Here is a 21,060-nt window from a genome sequence, read left to right as displayed (position 1 = left end):
TAAATTATAGTATTGAGCACTTGTCCCTGAATAATCTTATAAATGAGGTGTGAAAAACGGTATATTGCTTGGAACAAGTTAATTGAACTAAATAATCTCTGATATAATGACTCAAATTGATTCACCAAAAAAATTAAAGCACGAACAAGTGCAATACATCGAATTCCTCTCTAAGGATATCATAAAAGCCAAAGAATTTTATACAAAAAGCTTTGACTGGGTTTTTACTGATTATGGACCTGCATATACTGCTTTTGAAGGCGATTATGTGGATGGAGGCTTTACCCGGGGGGTCCCTGTAATGGGAAGTATTTTAATTGTTATTTATTCGGAGCATATTGAATCGACCCAAAAGAAGGTAATAAAGGCTGGCGGTTCTATAACGAAGGAGATTTTCAATTTCCCCGGCGGTAAACGGTTTCATTTTACAGACCCTGATGGATATGAGCTCGCTGTCTGGTCTCTTTGATTCCCGTTGTTTGTTAACAGAAATTGTATCTTCATCGTACTTCTAAATCCTGACCCTTATGCAAAATTATAAGAACCACAGCCGTTATTATACACCGCATCACTATTTCTTTTACCCACTGATTTTTGCCGGACTCGTTGTTTGTATGAGTAAGGCTTTTAAGAGTACCGGCGATTTTTGGTTATGGACTTTTCTGGCGCTTGTTTTTGTGGTGGTTGGATGGCTCTCTTTTATGCTGCGCCAGCATTATGCACTGACGCTTCAAAACCGGATCGTATTGCTTGAAATGAAGTTTCGATATTTCGTACTTACCGGCAAGCGATTGGATTTGCTGGAGGATCAGTTGAGTTTTGGCCAGATTGCAGCGCTTCGTTTTGCTTCAGACGCGGAGCTTCCGGCCCTGGTAGAGCGTGCTATCTTAGAAGGACTCCATCCGGATGAGATTAAGAAATCAATTAAGGTATGGTTGCCAGACAATACCCGGGTTTAAAAATTATTAAGACAAACTTTTACCTTTTTTAAAATATTAAAATATGAATCCCATTCCTGTATCCGACTTCCTGCTGATCACCTCTAGATATGGTAAAGTAGATGGAAAATCTCATTTTGATAGTGAGGAAGACCTCGTACATGACATTTTTCCCAATCGAATTTTATTCTATACCAATTTCATGGACGAGAGATCCTATGAAATGTATATTCAGGAAGGAGCAATATGTATAAAAAAGACAAGACTGGATGACTACGAATTACATGAGGATGCAGAAGATATTGAAGATGATTTAGATGAAGATGACACTGAGGAACTGGATGGATTATGGAGTAGAATTGTGTATGAACTACTAACTCGCCCTGCATTGAAGGACCTGGATATCCGGACAGAAATGTTAACGCTGTATTCCTCCCTTTTTACACAAACTGAGCGCGAACTTTTTTCTAAAAAACTCCCTAAAAAGATGAAAGCTGATGTAACCTGGATATGGGGACAAGTTTCTTCAGCATTAGAGGAAGCAAATAGGTTAGTCTCTTTTGAATGGAAGGAATGGGTAGAAACCGGCGTGATGGAACTGAATGATCTGGAAACGCTGCAACAACTAAATATTGATTTACCTTATCCAAATGAATCTGAAATAGAGGAGGTTTCTAATGCAGAAGAATGGGAAGAGGCAATCTTGCAATATTTTAATAACCATTTAAAAGCGTTCGACCTTAAGTTAGTCGCTATAGGAACTCATTTTGATGAATACCAAACCTTCGCTTGCTTGTCTACACCTGAAACCAATCTGGCTAATGCCCGCGAAAATTTCAAGAAATTAGGCATGGTTTATAAAGGCTAGGCTGTGCTTATCATTTATGGCTGCGGGAATTGTTATTCAACCAGGTTAAAATAAACCGGGTTGTCTCCAGCGGAATTTAAACAGTTTATTAAGCTCCGGGACGCAGAGATTAAATGATAATTATATTTGCAGGTTCAAGGCATAACTTTATATTCGCTTTACAAACAGGTATAACAATCCAGCATGATTATAGGCAAAAGGAAGTTAAAAGCAGAACAGAGTGAAGATGCAGTCGCTTCTGAGCTAGTGCTGGAGTTGCTTCACAAGTCCTATTATGATCGTTTAGTTTATTATGGCTGGACCATTATTCATGATAAAGAAACTTCCAGAGATCTCGTTCAGGAAGCTTTTATCTGTTATTGGAATCAAAAAGAACAAGTATCTTCGAACCTGATTCAGATCCGCAATTTTTTATATGTCAATGTGAAGAACGCTTGTTTGAAGCATTTACGCCATGATAAAGTGGTTGATAAATACATGGGCTTGCAAGATCCTGACCCTGTGGAAGAGGCTTCTGCCTTAAATAAGATGATCCATGCAGAAGTGTTGGGAGAAATATATGCAGCTATTGCTACGCTTCCTGAAGGATGTAGAAAGATTTCTAAAATGGGCTACCTCGAAGGATTGAAGAACCAGGAAATCGCAGACCAGTTGGGAATCTCTATTAATACAGTTAAAACGCAGAAAAAACGGGCTTTACAGTTGTTGAGACTGAAACTTAGTCCGGAATCTTTCCTTGCGCTGATCTTTCTTTTTCAGCACTTTAAGCATAATTAAAAAAAAACAATAATATCTTTCACCCTAAAATCATTTCAAGGGATCATTATAAGTATGCAGGACAATACTCCTTTATTAAATCGTGCTGAACAAATACTTCGCTATCTACGTCATGAACTAACCGTTCCTGAGGAAGGGGAGTTTTTGCACTGGTTAAGTGAAAATCCCGGACAGCAAAAATTTGTAGCAGCGCTGTGTACGGAGCAAGGGATGGAAGCAGAACTCCGGTTTATGGATCACAATAACCGGGAGGAAGATTGGCATGCATTGCAACAAAGAATTCAGGAGAACAGCAATCGTGGAAAGGGGATTTGGTTATGGCAAAAAGTCATTTCCATTGCAGCGGTATTGCTGGTTCTGACCGCTACCGGATTTTATTTCTATGAACATTTTGGCGCTAAACCGAAGATCACCATTCAGGATCTGGCCAAACACGACATTCAAGCCGGTGGAAATAAAGCATACCTCACCCTCGCCGATGGAAAACAGATTGCGTTGACCGACCTTGAAAATGGAAAAGTCGCGGAACAGGCAGGGCTAAGTATCACTAAAATGGCGGATGGGAAATTACTATACGAACTAAAAGATGATCCGGAAGCAAACCACAATAATAAAGGAGAAATTTCATACAATACCATTTCCACACCTGCCGGCGGACAATATCAGGTGGTCTTACCAGATGGAAGCAGGGTTTGGCTAAATGCCGCCTCTTCTTTAAGATATGCCACCTCACTGGCCAGTTTAAAAGAACGAAAAGTAGAATTATCTGGTGAAGCTTATTTCGAAGTTTCTAAAGCGGAAGGACAATCCGGAAAGCCTTTTATTGTAAAATCAAGAAATCAGGAAGTGGAAGTACTGGGTACTCATTTTAATGTCTGTAGTTATGACCAGGAGCCATCCAGTGCTACAACGTTGTTGGAAGGCCGTGTAAAAGTGCGACGTTCCGGTGTTTTTGAAAGAACGCTTACTCCCGGAGAACAGAGCCTGGTTGGGAAGGGGATTGAGGTGAGAAAAGTAGATACAGTTACTGCTGTGGCCTGGAAAAATGGACTGTTTAAATTTGAAGACGCCAATATTTACGAGGTCATGAACCAGTTTTCCAGGTGGTACAATTTCGAAGTAGCCTACGAAGGGAAAGTACCTGACAATAAGTTTAAAGGAGAAGTATATAGAAATCTGAATGCCTCAAAAGCAATGAAGCTGTTAAGCTATGCCAATATAAAATTCCGTGTGGAAGTCAATAGTAAAGAACCAGAAAGAAAAAAAATAATCATCACTTCTAACCAGTAGACCCGCCTTTTAGACAACAGCATTAACCGAGCAAATAATTTTAACCAAATAACCTAAACTAAACTGAACATGGAAAGAAAGATACGATGGCATAGCTGAGCGTAGCTAAGGGCCTCTAATGAAAAAACCAGACAATGATTCGAGCCATTGCCTGGCGATAAGTTTGAGCTAACCCATCCGATGATATCATCGGAAAATAAAATCTGAACAATCTGTATTAACCCAAACCAACCAAATGTAAGAAACGGTATCGAGATTACATCCCTTCAAGTGATCAAAATTCTCTGCTATTCCTCTCATTTGGGCAATTTCTAAGCTAAATGAAAATAAATGCTTTTAATCCCGGCCTGTCCGTTTTTCGGATAGCCCCTAAACTGCTATTGATAATGAAATTGACCACTTTCATCCTCATGATAGCCTTGGTACAGGCAAGCGCCGCTGTCACCGCACAGCGCGTTACGCTGAAAGAAAATAATCAACCACTTTCAACGATACTAAAAGAAATAAAGAGACAAACAGGATATGTTTTCTTCAGCAGCGACTTTGATCCGGCAAAAGAAAACCTCTCCGTTAAAGTAACCAATGCCTCTTTGGAAGAAGCACTGGAAGCTTGTTTTAAACGACTTGCCATTAATTATGTCCTGGTTGATAAAACGATTTTCTTGACCAGAAAGACTGATTTTCTGGATAAAAAGAAAGATATATTATTGAGAGGGATTGTGTTGGATGAGAAAGGACAAAGCATCCCTGGAGTAGGCGTAAAAGTGAAAGGAAGTATGGTTTCTACCTCCACAGATGTGAATGGTAGTTTTAGCATCACCGTTCCCGGACCTGGTTCCATACTGATCATTACCTATATCGGATATGAAACACAGGAAGTCGCCGTAACCAATGAGAAAAACCTAAGCATCACCCTTAAGCCCAGCGAAAAAGCATTGGAAGAAGTAGCGGTAGTTGGTTTTGGAACGCAAAGAAAAGTTTCCCTGATCGGTGCACAATCCACCATCAGTTCAAAGGAACTTAAACAACCGGTAGCGAGTGTGACACAGTCTCTTGCCGGCCGTATCGCCGGTGTAGTTGGTGTGCAAAGAAGTGGGGAGCCTGGTAGAAGTACCGCCGACATCTGGATTCGTGGAATCTCTACTTTTGGAGGAAACAAAAGTAACCCCTTAGTTTTGGTAGATGGGGTAGAACGATCTATTGATAATATTGACCCGGAAGATATTGAATCTTTTACGGTCCTGAAAGATGCCTCCGGAACCGCAGTTTATGGGGTTAGAGGGGCCAATGGGGTCGTTTTAGTGCAAACAAAAACAGGTAAAGTGGGTAAGAATACCATCCTGTTCGATTACAATGAAGGCATGAGTACCTTTACCAAAAGGCCAGAAATGGCAGAAGGACTGACCTATATGAACATGGCCAATGAAGCCAGTGTAGGCAGAGGTGGAATTGTACAATATACCCCGGATTATATCGGTAAAACTGCTGCTAAGGTGGATCCATTACTTTATCCAAGTGTGAACTGGATGGACGAAATCCTGAATAAGTACAGCAATAACAGACGCGCCAATCTGAATGCCAGTGGTGGGGTAGACAGAGCACAATATTATGTGTCTTTAGCTTATTTCAATGAGACCGGGTTTTTAAAGACAAACGACCTGAAACAATACAATTCTTCATTAGATTACAACAGGTATAATTTTACCAGTAATTTAAACCTGAAACTCACTAAGACCACCAAGCTGGACCTGGGCTTGCAAGGGTATGCTTCTACCGGAAATTATCCTGGTGAGAATACACAAGATATTTTCGGAACGGCAATGGACATTTCTCCGGTCATCTATCCAGTGATGTATCCGGGTAATTTTATTCCGGGGAAAGCGTCTAACGGCGGACAAAGGAATCCTTATGCGGACTTAACCAGAAGAGGTTACCGGACTGAGTTTAAAAACCAGTTGTACAGTAATCTGAGGTTAACCCAGGATCTGAGCATGCTGACAGAAGGCTTAACCGCGACAGGTATGTTTTCTTTTGACTCCTATAATGAAAACTTCATCAAAAGATCGAAAAGAGAAAGTACTTACTTCCCTGAAAATTTGCCGGGAACGAATTCTCCGTACAAACCAGATGGCAGCTTAAATTTAAAAGAAACATTTGCGAGTGGTGGAAATTACCTGAGCTTTAATCCAGACCGTAACGGAAACCGGAAAACCTATACAGAAGCTGCGTTAAATTATGACCGTGCATTTGGTAAACACAGAGTAGACGCTTTAATGCTTGGCTATGCCAGTGATGCGACCGAACCATTTGCCGGAGATTTTACCACCTCCATCCCTAAGCGTATGCTGGGTTTAGCCGCTCGTGCTACCTATTCTTATGATGACCGTTACTTTGCGGAATTTAACTTCGGATACAATGGTTCAGAGCTTTTTGCGCCTCAAAAACGTTATGGTGCCTTTCCAGCTTTTGGAATTGGCTGGATTCCATCAAATGAGAAATTCTGGGAACCGATTAGAAGTACGATTTCCTTCCTGAAATTCAGGTATTCTGATGGGGTCACCGGAATTGGAGAGATCAACGGAAGAAGATTTGCTTATTTAACACTCGTTTCAGAAAATGACAATGGGTATCAATTTGGAAAGAACTTCACGGGTTACAAAGGAATTAATGTGACCGACTATGGCGTAGATATTTCCTGGGCAGAATCAAGAAAACAGGATTTGGGAATGGAATTCCGGACCCTAAATGATAACCTTCATGTCATTGTGGATGTTTTTAAAGAACACCGTACCGGAATCTTCCTGCAAAGGGGCTCTATTCCAGGCTTTATTGGCTTAACCAATTCACCATGGGGGAACCTTGGGGTAGTCGATAATAAAGGGATTGATGCAACTTTAGAATATAATCTGAAACTAGGTCAGGTAGATCTTGGTTTGAGAGGAACCCTTACTTATAACGAGGATAAGTTGATTAGAGACGATCGCCCGCAACAACCGTATCCATGGATGAGCCGTATTGGTGATAATGTACTTTCCCGCTATGGCTATGTTGCCGAGAAACTATTTGACTCTCAGGCAGAAATTAATGCAAGCGCTGTTCCGGGATCGAAGGCCAGTATCTTGCCCGGAGATATTAAATACAGCGATTTAAACGGCGATGGGGTGATCAACGATTATGATAAAACCAGAATCGGAAGGGGAGATGTTCCTAACCTGGTTTATGGTTTTGGCTTCAACCTATCTTACAAAGGTTTCGCCATCAGCACCTTATTCCAGGCGCTGGAAAATGCGGATGTCATGCTGGGTGGTAATGGCATCATCCCTTTTAATGGTGGAGACAGCAACGTATTCAGTAACATCAGCGACAGATGGACGCCTGAGAATCCTGCTCAGGATGTGTTTTACCCTCGCTTAGCCTATGGAGAAGCGCAAAACATCAACAACTCATTAGAGAGTTCATGGTGGGTGAAAGATGTCAGTTTCCTGAGGTTGAAAAGTGCTCAGATCAGTTATAACCTTCCTAAAAGCTTCACTTCAAAATTCAAACTGGGTAACGTGGCAGTTTATGCAATTGGTACCAATCTGTTAACGTTTAGCAAGTTTAAATTATGGGATCCTGAACTGAACACCAATGCATCTCAAGGCAGAGCAAATGGAACCAAGTACCCGATGACCGCAAATGTGTCTCTAGGATTAAATATTAAATTTTAACTCGTTTGATAAATAGCATTATGAAAAAGTTTATCTATATCACTTTAATAGCATGTTTAACGCTTGCGTCATCATGTAAGAAATTCCTTGACCAGGTGCCTAATGATAGGTTAACATTGGAGGAAACGTTTACCAACAGAGCAACAGCAGAGAAATTCCTGGCCAATGTTTACCACAATGTACCGGATGAATTCGGACAAAGGAATCCAGGAGGGAGCAAAAATGCCGGACTCTGGACTGGTGGTTCGGATGAAGCCGATTTTGTATGGGGCTTTGTACAGAGCAATGCCATGAACATAGGCAGCTGGGATGCCAACACCGGTTTTATAGGTGATTTCTGGAGAAACTATTACCGCGGAATTCGCTCTGCAAGTTTCTTTATGGCCCATATCGATCAGGTGTCTAATGACATCACTCCTGAGCAAAAGCTGAGGTATAAAGCAGAAGCCAGAGCACTGAGAGCTATGTTTTACTTTTACATCATGCGCCTGTATGGACCGGTGATCCTGCTTGGAGAAACAGTGACTCCACCAGATGCCCCGGCTGAACAAATACAGTTGCCTAGAAATTCATTTGATGAATGTGTAGAATACGTAACTTCCGAACTGGATAAAGCTGCAGCCGACCTGCCTGTTATTCCTGCCAATGATGACAATTATGGCCGCATTACAAAAGGAGTTGCCCTGGCTTTTAAAGCGCAAACCTTATTGCTCGCCGCTAGTCCTTTATATAACGGCAACACGGATCTTGGAAATTTGAGAAATAAAGACGGGAAACAACTCATTAACCAATCGGTATCGGTAAGCAAATGGAAGAAAGCAGCTGATGTCTATAAAGATTTTATCGTTCAGTTTAATCCCGGGACTTATAGCTTATTCAAAAAGAATGATGCTGCCGGCAATTTTGATCCTTATTTGTCTTGTCGTGATGTATTTTTGACCGATTGGAATTCTGAAGTCATCTTTGCCCGTGTGCAAACCTCTATTCAGTCCAGACAATATGAGATGACGCCTTATCATAATGGTAAAAACTCGGAGTCTAAAGGTTCTGGTGGTTTAGGTGCTACCCAAAATCAGGTAGATGCTTTCTTTACAGCGAATGGCAGGAGTATTGATGATGCGCAATCGGGTTATGTAAACACCGGGTTTGCAAGCACGGCAACTAAATATACCAAAGCAGGTATTTACAATCCATGGGTGAACAGGGAGCCACGTTTCTATGTGAACATTACTTTTAACGGAAGTACCTGGTTGAATACGGCCAATGGAGAGATCATCACAGAGCTGTATAACAATGGAAATTCAGGAAAAGCAACTGGTGGTGGTGATTACAGCACTACCGGCTATATTGTTCGTAAAGCCATGGGATTGGGTAAATGGCAAGTAGACAACCGTACAAACATCCTGTACAGATTAGCAAATGTTTATCTGGACTATGCAGAGGCTTTAAATGAAGCGGAACCAGGTCATGCTGATGTCGTTAAATATGTAAACCTGATTAGAGAGCGTGCAGGTATTCCGCAATATGGAACAGGCAATTTGAACGTTCCTGCAAGTCAGGCGGAAATGCGTGAAGCCATTAGAAAAGAACGTCGCGTAGAATTAGCTTTTGAAAATGTAAGGTACTTTGATACCAGGCGATGGAAAATCGCGGAAGTAACAGACAACGGGCCAGTTTATGGCTTAAACATCACGTCTAACCTTCCTGCTTTTTTAAATGTTGTGCCATTTGAAACACGGGTATTTACTAAGAAACATTATTTGTGGCCTATACCTTCAAATGATGTGAATGTAGATAAGGAGCTGATACAGAATCCGGGATGGTAGTGTGTTTGTCTCCGGTTAATTTTTCATAAGTATTCAGGTGTTGCTCCCCAAAAAGGAGCAATACCCGAACTTTCACGTTTTAAATTTCTGATTGATGAAACTTTTAAAAGCGATAAGTTTAGTCCTGCTGCTAGCTGCCTGCGGGAAAAAAAATGAGGGACCGGTTTTACCTTCCCCCTCATTGACACAAGCCAAAACGTTTAACATGATAGATGCTAACAACGCATTCGATGCTTTCAATACGGCATTCTATGATACAAATAGAAAATTATATTTTAGTAAAAGCGACCGGAAAGAGCTTGCCGTAGGTTGGCCACAGGCAGTTTTTTGGGACATTTCTATGGCAGCCTATAAAAGAAGTAAAAGTGCTGCACATTTGAAACTGGTCAATGATATTTATCAGGGAGGAGCTGCCGAATACTCTAATTTTGATTGGAAGAAGGTAAAAGAAGTGAATGATTTCATTTATGACGACATGATGTGGTGGATCATTTCCTTAGCACGTGGTTATGAGCTGACTCATGACCAGAAACACCTGGATGCTGCTACAGCAGGCTTCAAATACGTTTGGGATAATTCCTATGATCCTGTAAATGGTGGAATGAGATGGAGCTGGAAAGTAGAAGGTAAAAATGCCTGCATCAATTACCCAACGGTAATTGCGGCAATGACCCTGTTCAATATCACCAAAAATCAAGACTACCTGGATAAAGCAAAGAACATTTATGCCTGGTCGGGAACCAATCTTTTCCAGGCTTCAACCGGAAGGGTTGCAGACCATAAAGTAGGGAATAATCCTCCTGGATTTGAAGATTATACTTATAACCAGGGCACATATATCGGTTCAGCCGTGATGCTGTTTAAAGCAACAAATGATCCATCGTTTTTAGCTGATGCGAAGCGCGCTGCAGATTATACGAAAAACAAGATGTCTGATAGTAAAGGTGTTTTGCCCGCTGAAGGAGAGTGGAATGAGCAAGGAGTATTGAAAGCAATTTTCGCACAATACATGCAAATGTTGATCCTGGATGCCGGACAAACTCAATACAGCGAATGGATGCATGCCAATCTAAATCTGGCCTGGATAAACCGTGATCAGAAAAGAACACTGATGTTCAGAGATTATAAAATCGCCTGTCCAACAGGTGTTATTCAGTCTTACGAAGCCAGCAGTGGGGTAGCCTTTATGCAATTGTTTGACCCGGTGACCAATTAATCCAGGGGAGCGCTGTTCCCGGTTTTCCCGAATTATTAAGATAAAGATTTAAAAGAATGATAAAATTTAAAGTTAGTATCGCTTTCCTTTTATGCTGCTGCTTCAGTACCTATGCCCAGGAAAAGAACCTGGTTCAATACGTAAATACTTTGCAGGGTACAAATTCCAAACATGAGTTGACCAGGGGGAATACCTATCCAACCACAGCATTGCCTTTTGCCATGCACACCTGGACGCCGCAAACCGGTAGAAATGGAGATGGCTGGAAGTATCAATACGAAAAAGAGCACATCAGAGGCTTCCAACAGGCTCACCAATGTAGTTCCTGGAGTAGGGATTATGCGGTTTTCTCTTTTATGCCGGTGATCGGCGAACTCAAGGTAGCCGAAAATGAACGCGAAGCGAAATTCAGTCATGCCAATGAAATTGGGAAACCCAATTACTATAAAGTGCAGTTCGACAATAAGATCAGCACAGAAATCTCACCATCTGAGCGTGGTGCCCATATCAGGTTTAGCTATCCTAAAGGACAAAAAAGTTTTCTGGTACTGGATGGGTATACGCACCTGAGTGGCGTAAAGATCTATCCGAAAGAACGCAGAATCACCGGGTATGTAAATAATGGAGAGGGCTTTAAGCCTACTTTCAGGAATTTCTTTACGGTCTGTTTTGATCAGCCTTTTAAAGCTTTCGGAACCTGGGAGAATCGTAAAAACACCATACAGCCCAATCAACTGGAAGCAGAAGGTGAGGGGAAAGGTGCCTATCTGGAATTTGCTGCCGGCAGTACGGTTCAGGTTAAAGTGGCCTCTTCTTATATCAGCGCAGCACAAGCAGAGCTTAACCTCAGCAGAGAGCTTGGGAAAGATAAAAAGCTGGAGCAAACGAAAGAAAATGCAGCGAAGGTTTGGAATGCTACGCTAGGTAAAATCCAGGTGGAGGGTGGTTCAGAAGAAGACATCAGGACTTTCTATTCCTGTATGTTCAGGGCAAATCTTTTCAGCAGGAAGTATTATGAGCTGGATAAAGATGGACAGCCTTATTACTTTAGTCCATACGATGCAAAGGTACATCCCGGGTATATGTTTACAGATACCGGATTTTGGGATACTTTCCGGGCGCAGTTCCCACTAAATACCCTGATGCATCCTGAAATGCATGGCAGGTATATGCAGGCGCTCCTGGATGCTTATGAGCAATGTGGCTGGTTGCCTTCCTGGTCTTTTCCAAGTGAAGCCGGAAGTATGATCGGTAATCATGCCATTTCCTTGTTAACCGATGCCTGGGTAAAGGGGATTCGAACGTTTGATCCTCAACTTGCCTTAAAAGCTTACCTGCATGAGGCAACCAATAAAGGGCCATGGGGCCCTGCAAATGGACGGGATGGCTGGAAAGAGTATTTTCAGCTGGGCTATGTTCCGTATACCAAAGCAAGAGAGGCAACGGCAAAAACAATGGAATATGCTTATGATGATTTTTGTGGGTATAACCTGGCCAAAGCAACCGGCAACAAGTTTTATGAAGACATCTTCGCCAGACAGATGTACAACTATAAAAATGTATATGATCCCTCCACTAAATTCATGCGGGGAAGAGATGAAAATGGAGCCTGGAAACCAAATTTCGATCCGGTAGAATGGGGAGGTCCTTATACAGAAGGTAATGCATGGCATTGGCAATGGTCAGTTTTTCAAGACATGCAGGGTTTGATTGAGCTGATGGGAGGAAAGGATAATTTTACCGCGAAGCTGGACTCTGTATTTACCGAGCCAAATCGCGTAAACGTAGGCAGCTATGGTGGTATGATCCATGAAATGACGGAAATGGTTATGGCTAATATGGGACAATATGCCCATGGAAATCAGCCGATCCAGCATATGCCTTACCTGTACAACTATGCAGGGCAACCCTGGAAATCTCAGTATCATGTCAGGAATATCATGACCAAACTGTACAATTCAACAGAAAACGGTTATCCCGGGGATGAAGATCAGGGACAGACTTCCTCCTGGTATGTGTTGAGTGCAATGGGCTTTTACAGCGTTACGCCGGGAACAGATGAATATATCCTGGGTAGTCCCATGTTTAAAAAGATTACCTTGAATTTAGAGAATGGTAAGCAGTTCATTATTGATGCTTCAAATAACAGTAAAGAAAATGTATACATCAAAACCGCAGAACTGAATGGTAAAGATTATACGGCCAACTTCATTAAGCACAGCGATCTGACACAAGGTGGGGTGTTAAAATTGGAGATGAGCGATAAACCAGTGATGACCCGGGGAATAAAACCGGAAGATCAGCCTTTCTCCCTGAGTAAATAATTAATCAACCTAACCTACAAAGAACCAAAAAGAAATGAAACGAACCTGTTTACTGGCATTATGCCTTTTGATCGCCTGGAACACCCGTGCCCAGAGGAAAGCACCGGCTTATCCTTTAATTGCATCAAATACCTATTTTAGTTTATGGTCTTTTAGTGATGAACTTTATGCATCCCCTACAAGGCACTGGACTGGAAAAACACAGGCACTGACCGGAATCCTGAAAGTGGATGGTAAATCTTACCGGTTCCTTGGACAAGAGGAGCGGCCTTACCGTAGTATCCTAAAAGAAGCAGGGCATCTGTTCAGATACAACCTTGCTAATCCTTTGAAAAACTGGAAGGAAAACGCGTTTAAAGATCAAGACTGGAAAGAATCAGCCGCACCTTTTGGTGATGATCCGGCTTATGCAAAAACAACCTGGAAATCAGAGGAAATTTACCTGAGGAAAACCTTTAACATTGGGGAGCTTCCAAATCAGAAACTATTCCTGAAACTGAACCATGACGACAATGTGGTGGTCTACCTGAATGGCAAAAATATCTATGAAAAAGAAGGCTGGGTACATGAGTACATTTACATTCCTGTAAAAAGTGAATATTTGAAAAAGGGCAGTAATGTGTTAGCGATTCAGGTGAAAAATACGGCTGGTGGCAGACATATTGATGCCGATTTAGTAGTTGAGCCTGCTGCAGATAAGGATATATTGACCGCAACTCAACTGGGGGTTGACTTTGAAGCAACAAGAACTGTTTACCGTTTCCGTTGTGGAGCGGCAGAGTTGGCTGTTACCTTTTTATCGCCGCTTTTATTGGACAATATTGAGCTTACCGAAAGGCCTGTTAGCTATATTAATTACGCTGTTAAAGCTGTGGATGGTAAAAAACACGAGGTGAAATTGCTGTTTACTGCTTCTTCAGATCTTGCAGTGAATACAAAAGGGCAGCCTGTTTCGGCCTGGAAGCTGAATGAAAATGGTTTGTCGGCATTGAAATCCGGAACAGTAGAACAACCGATGTTGAAGAAGGCAGGTGATGATGTCAGGATAGATTGGGGTTATGTTTATGTAGCCGCACCGGTAGCTTATAAAGCAAAACAATACCTGACTAAAGTCAATGAGGGCAGGAAAGCATTTAGAACAGGAACACCATTAGCCGGAACATCCAGTATGATCAATCAGACCTCAGTTGATTTGAATACGGAATTAGATTTTGGAATGGTATCAGGAACGGAAATTGAAAAGCATTTGATGATTGGCTATGATGATACCAATCCTATCCAGTATTTTCATCAAAACCTGCCACCACTTTGGAAAAAGGATGGAGTAGTTAAATTCACAGATCTATTGGCGATTTCGGAACGTGAATACCCGGATATTCTTAAAAAATCTATTGCTTTTGATCAGTCATTAGCCGTAAAAGCGACTAAATCAGGTGGAAAAGAATATGCGGAGCTGTGTAAAATGGCTTATCGCCAAAGTGTTTCTGCACACCGGATTGTGAAAGCACCCAATGGAGAAACCCTGTTCTTATCAAAAGAAAACTTTAGTAATGGTTCCATCAATACGGTAGACATCACTTACCCTTCGGCCCCTCAATACCTGGTCTATAATCCGGAATTGTTAAAAGGAATGATGAACGGGATCTTTTACTATAGTGAAAGCGGGAAATGGAAAAAGCCATTCCCGGCACATGACCTCGGGACTTATCCTTTGGCCAACGGGCAAACTTATGGTGAAGATATGCCGGTAGAAGAAGCGGGAAATATGTTGATTCTGACTGCAGCAGTAGCAAAATCTGAGGGAAATGCAGCATATGCCCGCAAACACTGGAAAGTACTAACCATTTGGACAGATTATCTTGTCAAAGAAGGTTTTGATCCTGCCAACCAATTGTGTACCGATGATTTTGCTGGTCACCTGGCTCATAATACCAACCTATCATTGAAAGCAATTGTAGCCATTGGATCTTATGCGCAATTGGCAGCACAATTAGGTGAAAAAGAAGTTGCCGAAAAATACAGAGCTGCCGCTTTGGATATGGCTGCCAAATGGATGGAGAAAGCCAATAGTGGTGATCATTATGCCTTGGTTTTCAATGACAAAAATACCTGGAGCCAGAAATATAACCTGGTATGGGATAAGTTATTGGGACTAAAACTCTTCCCTAAAGAAGTTTATGAAAAAGAAGTGGCTTTTTATTTAAAGAAACAGGAAGTTTATGGACTTCCTTTGGACAGCAGAAAAACTTATACCAAATCAGATTGGATCATGTGGACTGCAACCTTATCCGATAATGATCAGGAATTCCAGCAATTTGTGAAACCTGTTTATAAATATGCCCTGGAAACGGAAAGTCGAGTTCCGATAAGTGACTGGCATGAAACCACCACCGGAAGAATGGTCGGTTTCCAGGCGCGTAGCGTAGTAGGGGGCTATTTTATTAAAATGCTTGCCGATCATTGGAATGTTAAATAAGTAAGTAACTAGATTTGAATATATTCATTAGTTAGCAGTAGTTTAAATACTGCTAGCTAATGAATAATGATTGTTTTTTGTTTTCATTTTTAATTAATCATGCGCAGAATGTGCCGTTTTGTGTGTAGTTTACAAATGTTATTCTATCTCAATGGGAATTCAATTCATTTATTGGGACAGCCATCAGCAATATAAGTGTTTAAACATGAGACAACTAATAACGATTATTGTATTCGTTTCTTCAATTGCAATTGGAAGAGCTAATCCGGCAAACAAAGAAAGCGCTGTTAAGATAGACACGACAGAAGTTGTACAGATAGGCGGGATCAAACAGTTTATTAAGCTCCAGGGCGTTGACGATACAAAGCCGTTATTGTTATTTCTTCATGGGGGACCAGGGACTTCATTGATCCCGGTTGCAGATACATTTACGGATAAGCTAAAGGCGAAGTTTGTGGTCGTTCAGTGGGACCAGAGGGAGGCCGGAGAAACCTTAAAATTGAATCACTCTCCTGAAAAGCTATCGCTGGGTTTATTACAAAAAGATACTGATGAGTTGATCAAATACCTGTTGAAAAAGTACAACCGCAAAAAGCTGTTCCTGGTTTCGCATTCTTTTGGATCGATGTTAGGGTTTAATTTTGCGGATAAACATCCGGAATTACTTTATGCTTTCATTCCAATCAGTGCCATCGTAGACCAACGAAAAAGTGAGCAGCTAACCATGGAATTGTTAAACAAATGGGCGAGAGAAACTAAAAATGATACTGCTGTAAAAGAATTGGCATTGGTGAAAATCCCATTTGAAACTGAAGATGATTTATTTTATTCTCAGAAATGGCTATTTATTCATAACGGCGTTGATTTTGCAAAAGAGGAAGGTTTCAAGGCAAAGTATCAGGTTTGGTTGGCTGTTTGGTTTCCAATGTGGAAGCTCGCTGTAACGAATAATCTCTTTAAAACCCTGCCGGCATTAAACTGCCCGGTGTATTTTATAGAGGGAAATGGAGACAAACAGCAATCCCATTATCTTGTGGAAGATTATTATAAGGTTTTAAAAGCGCCAAAGAAGGCATTGTTCTGGTTTGAAAAATCAGGGCATACTGTTTTTAACAGTGAACCAGAAAAGCTGCAGCAGGTTATCATTGAAGAAATCCTGCCGGCAGCTTTTCAATAACATCAAAAGAAAAGGTTATTTACCTTCCCGTATTGCTTTAAAAGAGCCATTAGGCTGAATAAACAACAAAGATTCAGCCTTCTTATTGCCTTTAATGTCAAACTTCAGGCTATATCCATCCAATGCTTTTATTTTAAAGGTATGGTCGCCCATGGCAACCGTTTCATATTCTGGTTGTTCTGGTACATATACATACAAGATATTTTCCCTCACAGATACTTTGGCCTTCGCCTTTCCCATCATATACGCTCCAACGTATTGATCCAGTGTTTTTAGATCCAGGTTAACCAGCTTAGGACTTACTGTAAAGACAGTAGACTTCATACCTGGCTCAAATGTACCGGACAAGCTTGCTATTTTACCATCTATACCGGTAGAGAAATTCACTTTTAAGCTGCTGGCGGAGGTGTCCGGCTTTCCATCTTTATTGACATCCTGCACATCGAAAACATCATAATGATAATGCTTTAACCAAATGTTATAATTCCCCATTTTTGCAAATAGAGAATCATTTTTAAGGGAGATATCTATAAGTCCATATCCAGGATTGGTAAATGCCAGGGCGTAATCTTTCAATGGATGTGAAGGTTTTGTGTTTGCGACATGCTTTAAATTTGCCTGTTTTTTTACCATTTCTTCTGTTTGAGCCTCCTTTTCAGTCGCTTTAAGGGCTTTATCATTCCAGTCAATAGTTTTTAATTGGAATAACCTATCGGCAATGCTATTCTGGACAATTTTTGGAACCTGAGAGCTATTTTGATTGGTTAAGATCACAACTCCGAGCCCATCAGTTGGGTAAAAGGAAACGCTGGCACTAAAACCATCTATATTTCCGCCATGCTGAACTTTGTAATGTCCTCTGTAAGAACTGATCATCCAGCCTAAGCCATAATTGTTTGTATGGATATCCTTTTCTGTATCAGGCAATCCGCTGTTCATCACCATTTGGGAACTTGAAGCGTCCACAATATATTCGGGCGATAAAATATCTTTATCGTTATAGCTGCCTCCTGATATCCATAATTTCAGCCAATTGGCCATGTCATTGGCGCTACTGTTGATGCTTCCGGCTGGTCCCATGCCATCAATATTATAGTAATCCATTTCTTTTATCCCTTTTCCGTCCTTTCTATAAGGCAAGGAAGCGTCCGTATCGTTTTTGAATTCTGCTAGAGAAGTCGTTGAACGTTTCATTTCCAGGGGTAAAAAGAAGCGCTCTTTGATGTTCTGTTCCCAGGTTTTACCAGTTAGTTTTTCTGCAATCATGCCCTGTGCTAAATACATAAAGTTGTTGTATTGCCATTTCTCCCGAAGACCTGCATTTGGCTCCATATACCGCACTCTGTTAATCATGCTGTCGCGATTACTGGTATTAAATATGTACCATGACATATCATAACGGGATAGGCCTGTACGATGCGTCATCAGGTCACGTACGGTAATCTGGTTATTCATCTGGTCATTAATAAAACGCAATTGTGGAAGATAAGATACCGCATTGCCATCAAGAGAAAGCTTTCCTTCCTTTTGTAAGGTTCCTAATAAAGCAGCTGTAAATGCTTTGGTACTTGAGCCGATTGCAAAAAGGGTATTGGCAGTCACGGGTTTCTTATTTTTTACATCTCTGTAGCCAAAACCCTTACTATAAATCACCTGATCTCCATCTATTACAGCCACAGAAAAACCTGCAACATTTTGATCTTTTAAAATTTTATTTAGTAAGGTGTCTATTCCCGCCAGACGGGCATCAGTTGGTTTGTTGGTCTCCTGAGCCAGGCTTAGAAAATTAGTAGCCGCTAATAAGCATAAGGTAAAGATGTATTTCATAGTGGGGCGTTAAAAAAATTAAGGTATGGGCGTATATTTTAATGAGTATAAGACCGGTTAACATGACGGTTGTTACATCTGTTTTTGGAATGGCCTGAGCCGCGCAGTGGAAAGATAAAAGCGGAGATGAGGTTTTATAATGATGTGTTTTACAAGAATCTTATCTCGGGGTTGCTAGGGCTCTCCTGGCTGAAATTGCCTGAAAACCCTGTGCTGAGGTTGGTTTAGTTGATGAACGGTTTACTAAATAGTTTAGTATCATTATAGGGGGTTCATAGGATATGCTGTTGTTTGTCCCTATCTTGGTTCTAGTCAATTCAGACGAATTAACCAATTATATTATGGCAGTATGCAAAGTGGGCCCTTTTGGGCACCCTACGGGGAAAATAGGGGATGTGGTGTTTTATATGTCCAGAGGACAATTGATATGCCGCAGTGTCGGTAAACCTGGTAAACCCAGCCTGAAACAAAAGGCCAATCGCGGGGAGATGTCGGTAACGATGGAACTGCTGAAACCGATGAAGGATTTTATCAATGTCAGTTTTAAGCAGGAATCGGAAGGAACGCTTAAAAATCCGCACAATCTGGCGACTTCCTATAACAAGAAACAGGCTTTAACGGGCGAGTATCCCAACATCAAGGTCGATTATGCGAAAGTGATCCTTAGTAAAGGAACACTGGAAATGGCAGCGGATCTGAAAGTCAGCAAAAGTACAGATGGGCTCAATTTAAGCTGGGATTCCGGTATCGAAGAAAATGGCGCTATTGATGATATCCTGATGGTACTGGTCAGTCACCCAACAAAAAAATGTGCAAGTACCTATCTGAATGCCGCGAAAAGGGCAGATGGAAGCTGTTTTCTCCCGCTTGACAAAGAATGGATGATGGAAGCGCAAATGGAAGTTTATGTCTGCTTTAAATCTTCTAATGAGAAATTAATCTCTGACAGTGCTTATGCAGGGAATCTGAATGGTGCTCCGGATAGCCCGCTTGAAATCGCAGAAAAAGCGAAGTACGGTGTTATTAAAGCCCGTTTTGATCAGGTTGCTGCGGATTACGAAAAGAAAAAGATGGACTACGCGGAGGGAGTCCTCGCAACCAAAGCATTCCGGTACCTGGAAAAGGAATACCAGGTATTAAAAGATAAACTGAAACACCTGCCGGGGAAACCGGCTTAAAACAGGAGGAGATTCTTAGTTAGAAAACCTGATTAAGCTTGTATTTCAGTAAGCTAATGGAAGCGCTTTGCCAAAATTTTCATGAATTTGAAATAGAGTAACTATATCAACAAGATTCTAATTTGCGGATTTCATGTCCATAGCCGGATTAGTCTCTCTGATAAAAATGACCGCATCATAAGACTCAATCAGTTTATGTTGTATATAAGATGGAGCTTGTCCTTTATTAAAAGCAGCACCATAGGCGGAGGAGTATATCTTATTTTTTAAAAAATCGGTGACGATTGGATTAGCAGATGCCGTTTTAAAATCAAGAATGAAATTAGGTACTTTACACTGCGAAAATATTGCCCCGCTTGAGCCATCTTTTGCATGGGGTAACTCAGCAGCCACATTTTTCTTTGACTTCATGTCGAAGGACCTCATTTTACCGTTGTAAAAATCAAAACCTATCACATAATATTTATCCTTTAACGTCTCTGCCAGGTAATTACCCATACGTATATAACCAGAGCCATTTTTTGATCTGGAAATGTGCTCATTGTGCTCCCAAAGCATCATCTTGTTTTGTCTGGTATAATTGTAGATCCACTCACAATTTTCAGCCATATACTTATCGCGGACATCGGATTGTTTTGCCGGGAACAGCTTTGATTGTGCATCAGTAAGCTCAACGAATTGTTGCAATAGTCTTAAGTCGCGCTTGTACAATGCGTTGTTAGCTGTATCCTGATCCTCAAATTTAATGGCCGATAAATTAGTACTCATCTTGCGAAGGGCTGTCTTTTCCTTTCCGGTTAAACCAGAGTAATACTTATTCATCGCATCAAATCCTATATTCAGGTCTGGAGTAAGCAGGTTCTTTTGCACTAAATAATCCTTTATTTTTTTAACAGCAAATACAGGATATTGCATATCACAACCATAAATACTCACTTTGTTTTCAGCTAGCTGTGTATCATTGTAAGATTTTAACCAGTTAACGAGGTCAATAAACTCTTGGGTAGTGCCACTGAAACCCATCCCTAAAAGACATTGCGCTGCAGTCCCTTTTCCATTTAGAACGAAATCATTCATGACCTGGGTTCCTGTGAAGTCAGCTTCTAATACAATCGTTTTAATACCTGTTTTTTTTACCAGATATTCTAACATTCGATGTTTGTACAGAAAGAATTCGTGGCTGCCATGAGTGGCTTCGCCGAGGGCAATGATTTGCTTCTCCTTTAAGATAGAATTTAGCGGATTAAAATCCATGAAATCCAGATCATCAGAAACCGTCTTTAAGGGAATGAGCTGATCATTGATGGCATTTACTAAAATACTATTATCTTGCGCAAAGATCTTGCTCGTATTATAATTTAACGCAAAAAAGGTGATGATAAGCCATTTAATTCGATAAGTCATTTTCTAAATTTGATCACAACATAGGGTTTTGGTTTACAATAATCTGCAT

14 protein-coding genes are annotated in these 21,060 nt (G+C 41.0%); 12 read left to right on the top strand and 2 right to left on the bottom strand.

Annotated elements, in window-relative coordinates:
* Nucleotides 1–106: 106 nt before the first annotated feature.
* The 11 genes from OQX61_RS23375 (at nt 107) to OQX61_RS23325 (ending at nt 16,602) form a co-directional block, all read left to right on the top strand.
* Nucleotides 107–469, top strand: coding sequence for a VOC family protein (locus tag OQX61_RS23375; protein WP_265844262.1), 363 nt, complete (start codon nt 107–109; stop codon nt 467–469).
* Nucleotides 470–527: 58 nt separating this feature from the next.
* On the top strand, nt 528–959 hold the full coding sequence (locus OQX61_RS23370; RefSeq protein WP_265844258.1) for a DUF6526 family protein: 432 nt from the start codon (nt 528–530) through the stop codon (nt 957–959).
* Between the two features lie 43 nt (nt 960–1,002).
* Nucleotides 1,003–1,806, top strand: a complete 804-nt coding sequence (locus OQX61_RS23365; RefSeq protein ID WP_265844257.1) for a hypothetical protein — start codon at nt 1,003–1,005, stop codon at nt 1,804–1,806.
* 183 nt (nt 1,807–1,989) lie between these two features.
* A complete protein-coding gene (locus OQX61_RS23360) occupies nt 1,990–2,583 on the top strand; it encodes an RNA polymerase sigma-70 factor (RefSeq protein WP_265844256.1) in 594 nt (197 codons plus the stop codon).
* A gap of 54 nt (nt 2,584–2,637) precedes the next feature.
* The gene (locus tag OQX61_RS23355; RefSeq protein WP_265844254.1) at nt 2,638–3,873 is read left to right on the top strand and encodes a FecR domain-containing protein; all 1,236 of its coding nucleotides are present in this window, start codon (nt 2,638–2,640) and stop codon (nt 3,871–3,873) included.
* 386 nt (nt 3,874–4,259) lie between these two features.
* Complete coding sequence (locus OQX61_RS23350; RefSeq protein WP_265844253.1) at nt 4,260–7,583, top strand: TonB-dependent receptor; 3,324 nt, start codon at nt 4,260–4,262, stop codon at nt 7,581–7,583.
* Nucleotides 7,584–7,603: 20 nt separating this feature from the next.
* Entirely contained in the window at nt 7,604–9,409 is a 1,806-nt protein-coding gene (locus OQX61_RS23345; RefSeq protein WP_265844252.1) for a RagB/SusD family nutrient uptake outer membrane protein, read from the top strand.
* Between the two features lie 94 nt (nt 9,410–9,503).
* A complete protein-coding gene (locus OQX61_RS23340) occupies nt 9,504–10,625 on the top strand; it encodes a glycoside hydrolase family 76 protein (protein WP_265844251.1) in 1,122 nt (373 codons plus the stop codon).
* 56 nt (nt 10,626–10,681) lie between these two features.
* The gene (locus OQX61_RS23335; protein WP_265844250.1) at nt 10,682–12,949 is read left to right on the top strand and encodes a GH92 family glycosyl hydrolase; all 2,268 of its coding nucleotides are present in this window, start codon (nt 10,682–10,684) and stop codon (nt 12,947–12,949) included.
* A 34-nt stretch (nt 12,950–12,983) separates the two neighbouring features.
* A complete protein-coding gene (locus OQX61_RS23330) occupies nt 12,984–15,425 on the top strand; it encodes a glutaminase family protein (protein WP_265844249.1) in 2,442 nt (813 codons plus the stop codon).
* Nucleotides 15,426–15,630: 205 nt separating this feature from the next.
* Entirely contained in the window at nt 15,631–16,602 is a 972-nt protein-coding gene (locus OQX61_RS23325) for an alpha/beta hydrolase (RefSeq protein WP_265844248.1), read from the top strand.
* Nucleotides 16,603–16,617: 15 nt separating this feature from the next.
* Here the strand turns inward: OQX61_RS23325 and OQX61_RS23320 are convergent, their stop codons facing one another.
* Nucleotides 16,618–18,429, bottom strand: a complete 1,812-nt coding sequence (locus tag OQX61_RS23320) for a serine hydrolase (protein WP_265844247.1) — start codon at nt 18,427–18,429, stop codon at nt 16,618–16,620.
* Between the two features lie 341 nt (nt 18,430–18,770).
* Here OQX61_RS23320 and OQX61_RS23315 point away from each other — a divergent pair, with 341 nt between their 5' ends.
* Entirely contained in the window at nt 18,771–19,607 is an 837-nt protein-coding gene (locus OQX61_RS23315; RefSeq protein WP_265844246.1) for a DUF6266 family protein, read from the top strand.
* A gap of 117 nt (nt 19,608–19,724) precedes the next feature.
* On the opposite strand, the gene OQX61_RS23310 is transcribed toward OQX61_RS23315, so the two are convergent.
* Complete coding sequence (locus tag OQX61_RS23310) at nt 19,725–21,011, bottom strand: erythromycin esterase family protein (RefSeq protein ID WP_265844245.1); 1,287 nt, start codon at nt 21,009–21,011, stop codon at nt 19,725–19,727.
* Nucleotides 21,012–21,060 lie beyond the last annotated feature (49 nt).

It is taken from the genome of Pedobacter sp. PLR (assembly GCF_026239675.1).
Lineage (GTDB): Bacteria > Bacteroidota > Bacteroidia > Sphingobacteriales > Sphingobacteriaceae > Pedobacter.
The sequence above is the reverse complement of the archived record's forward strand: the minus strand, read 5'-3'. Positions and strand labels throughout refer to the sequence as shown.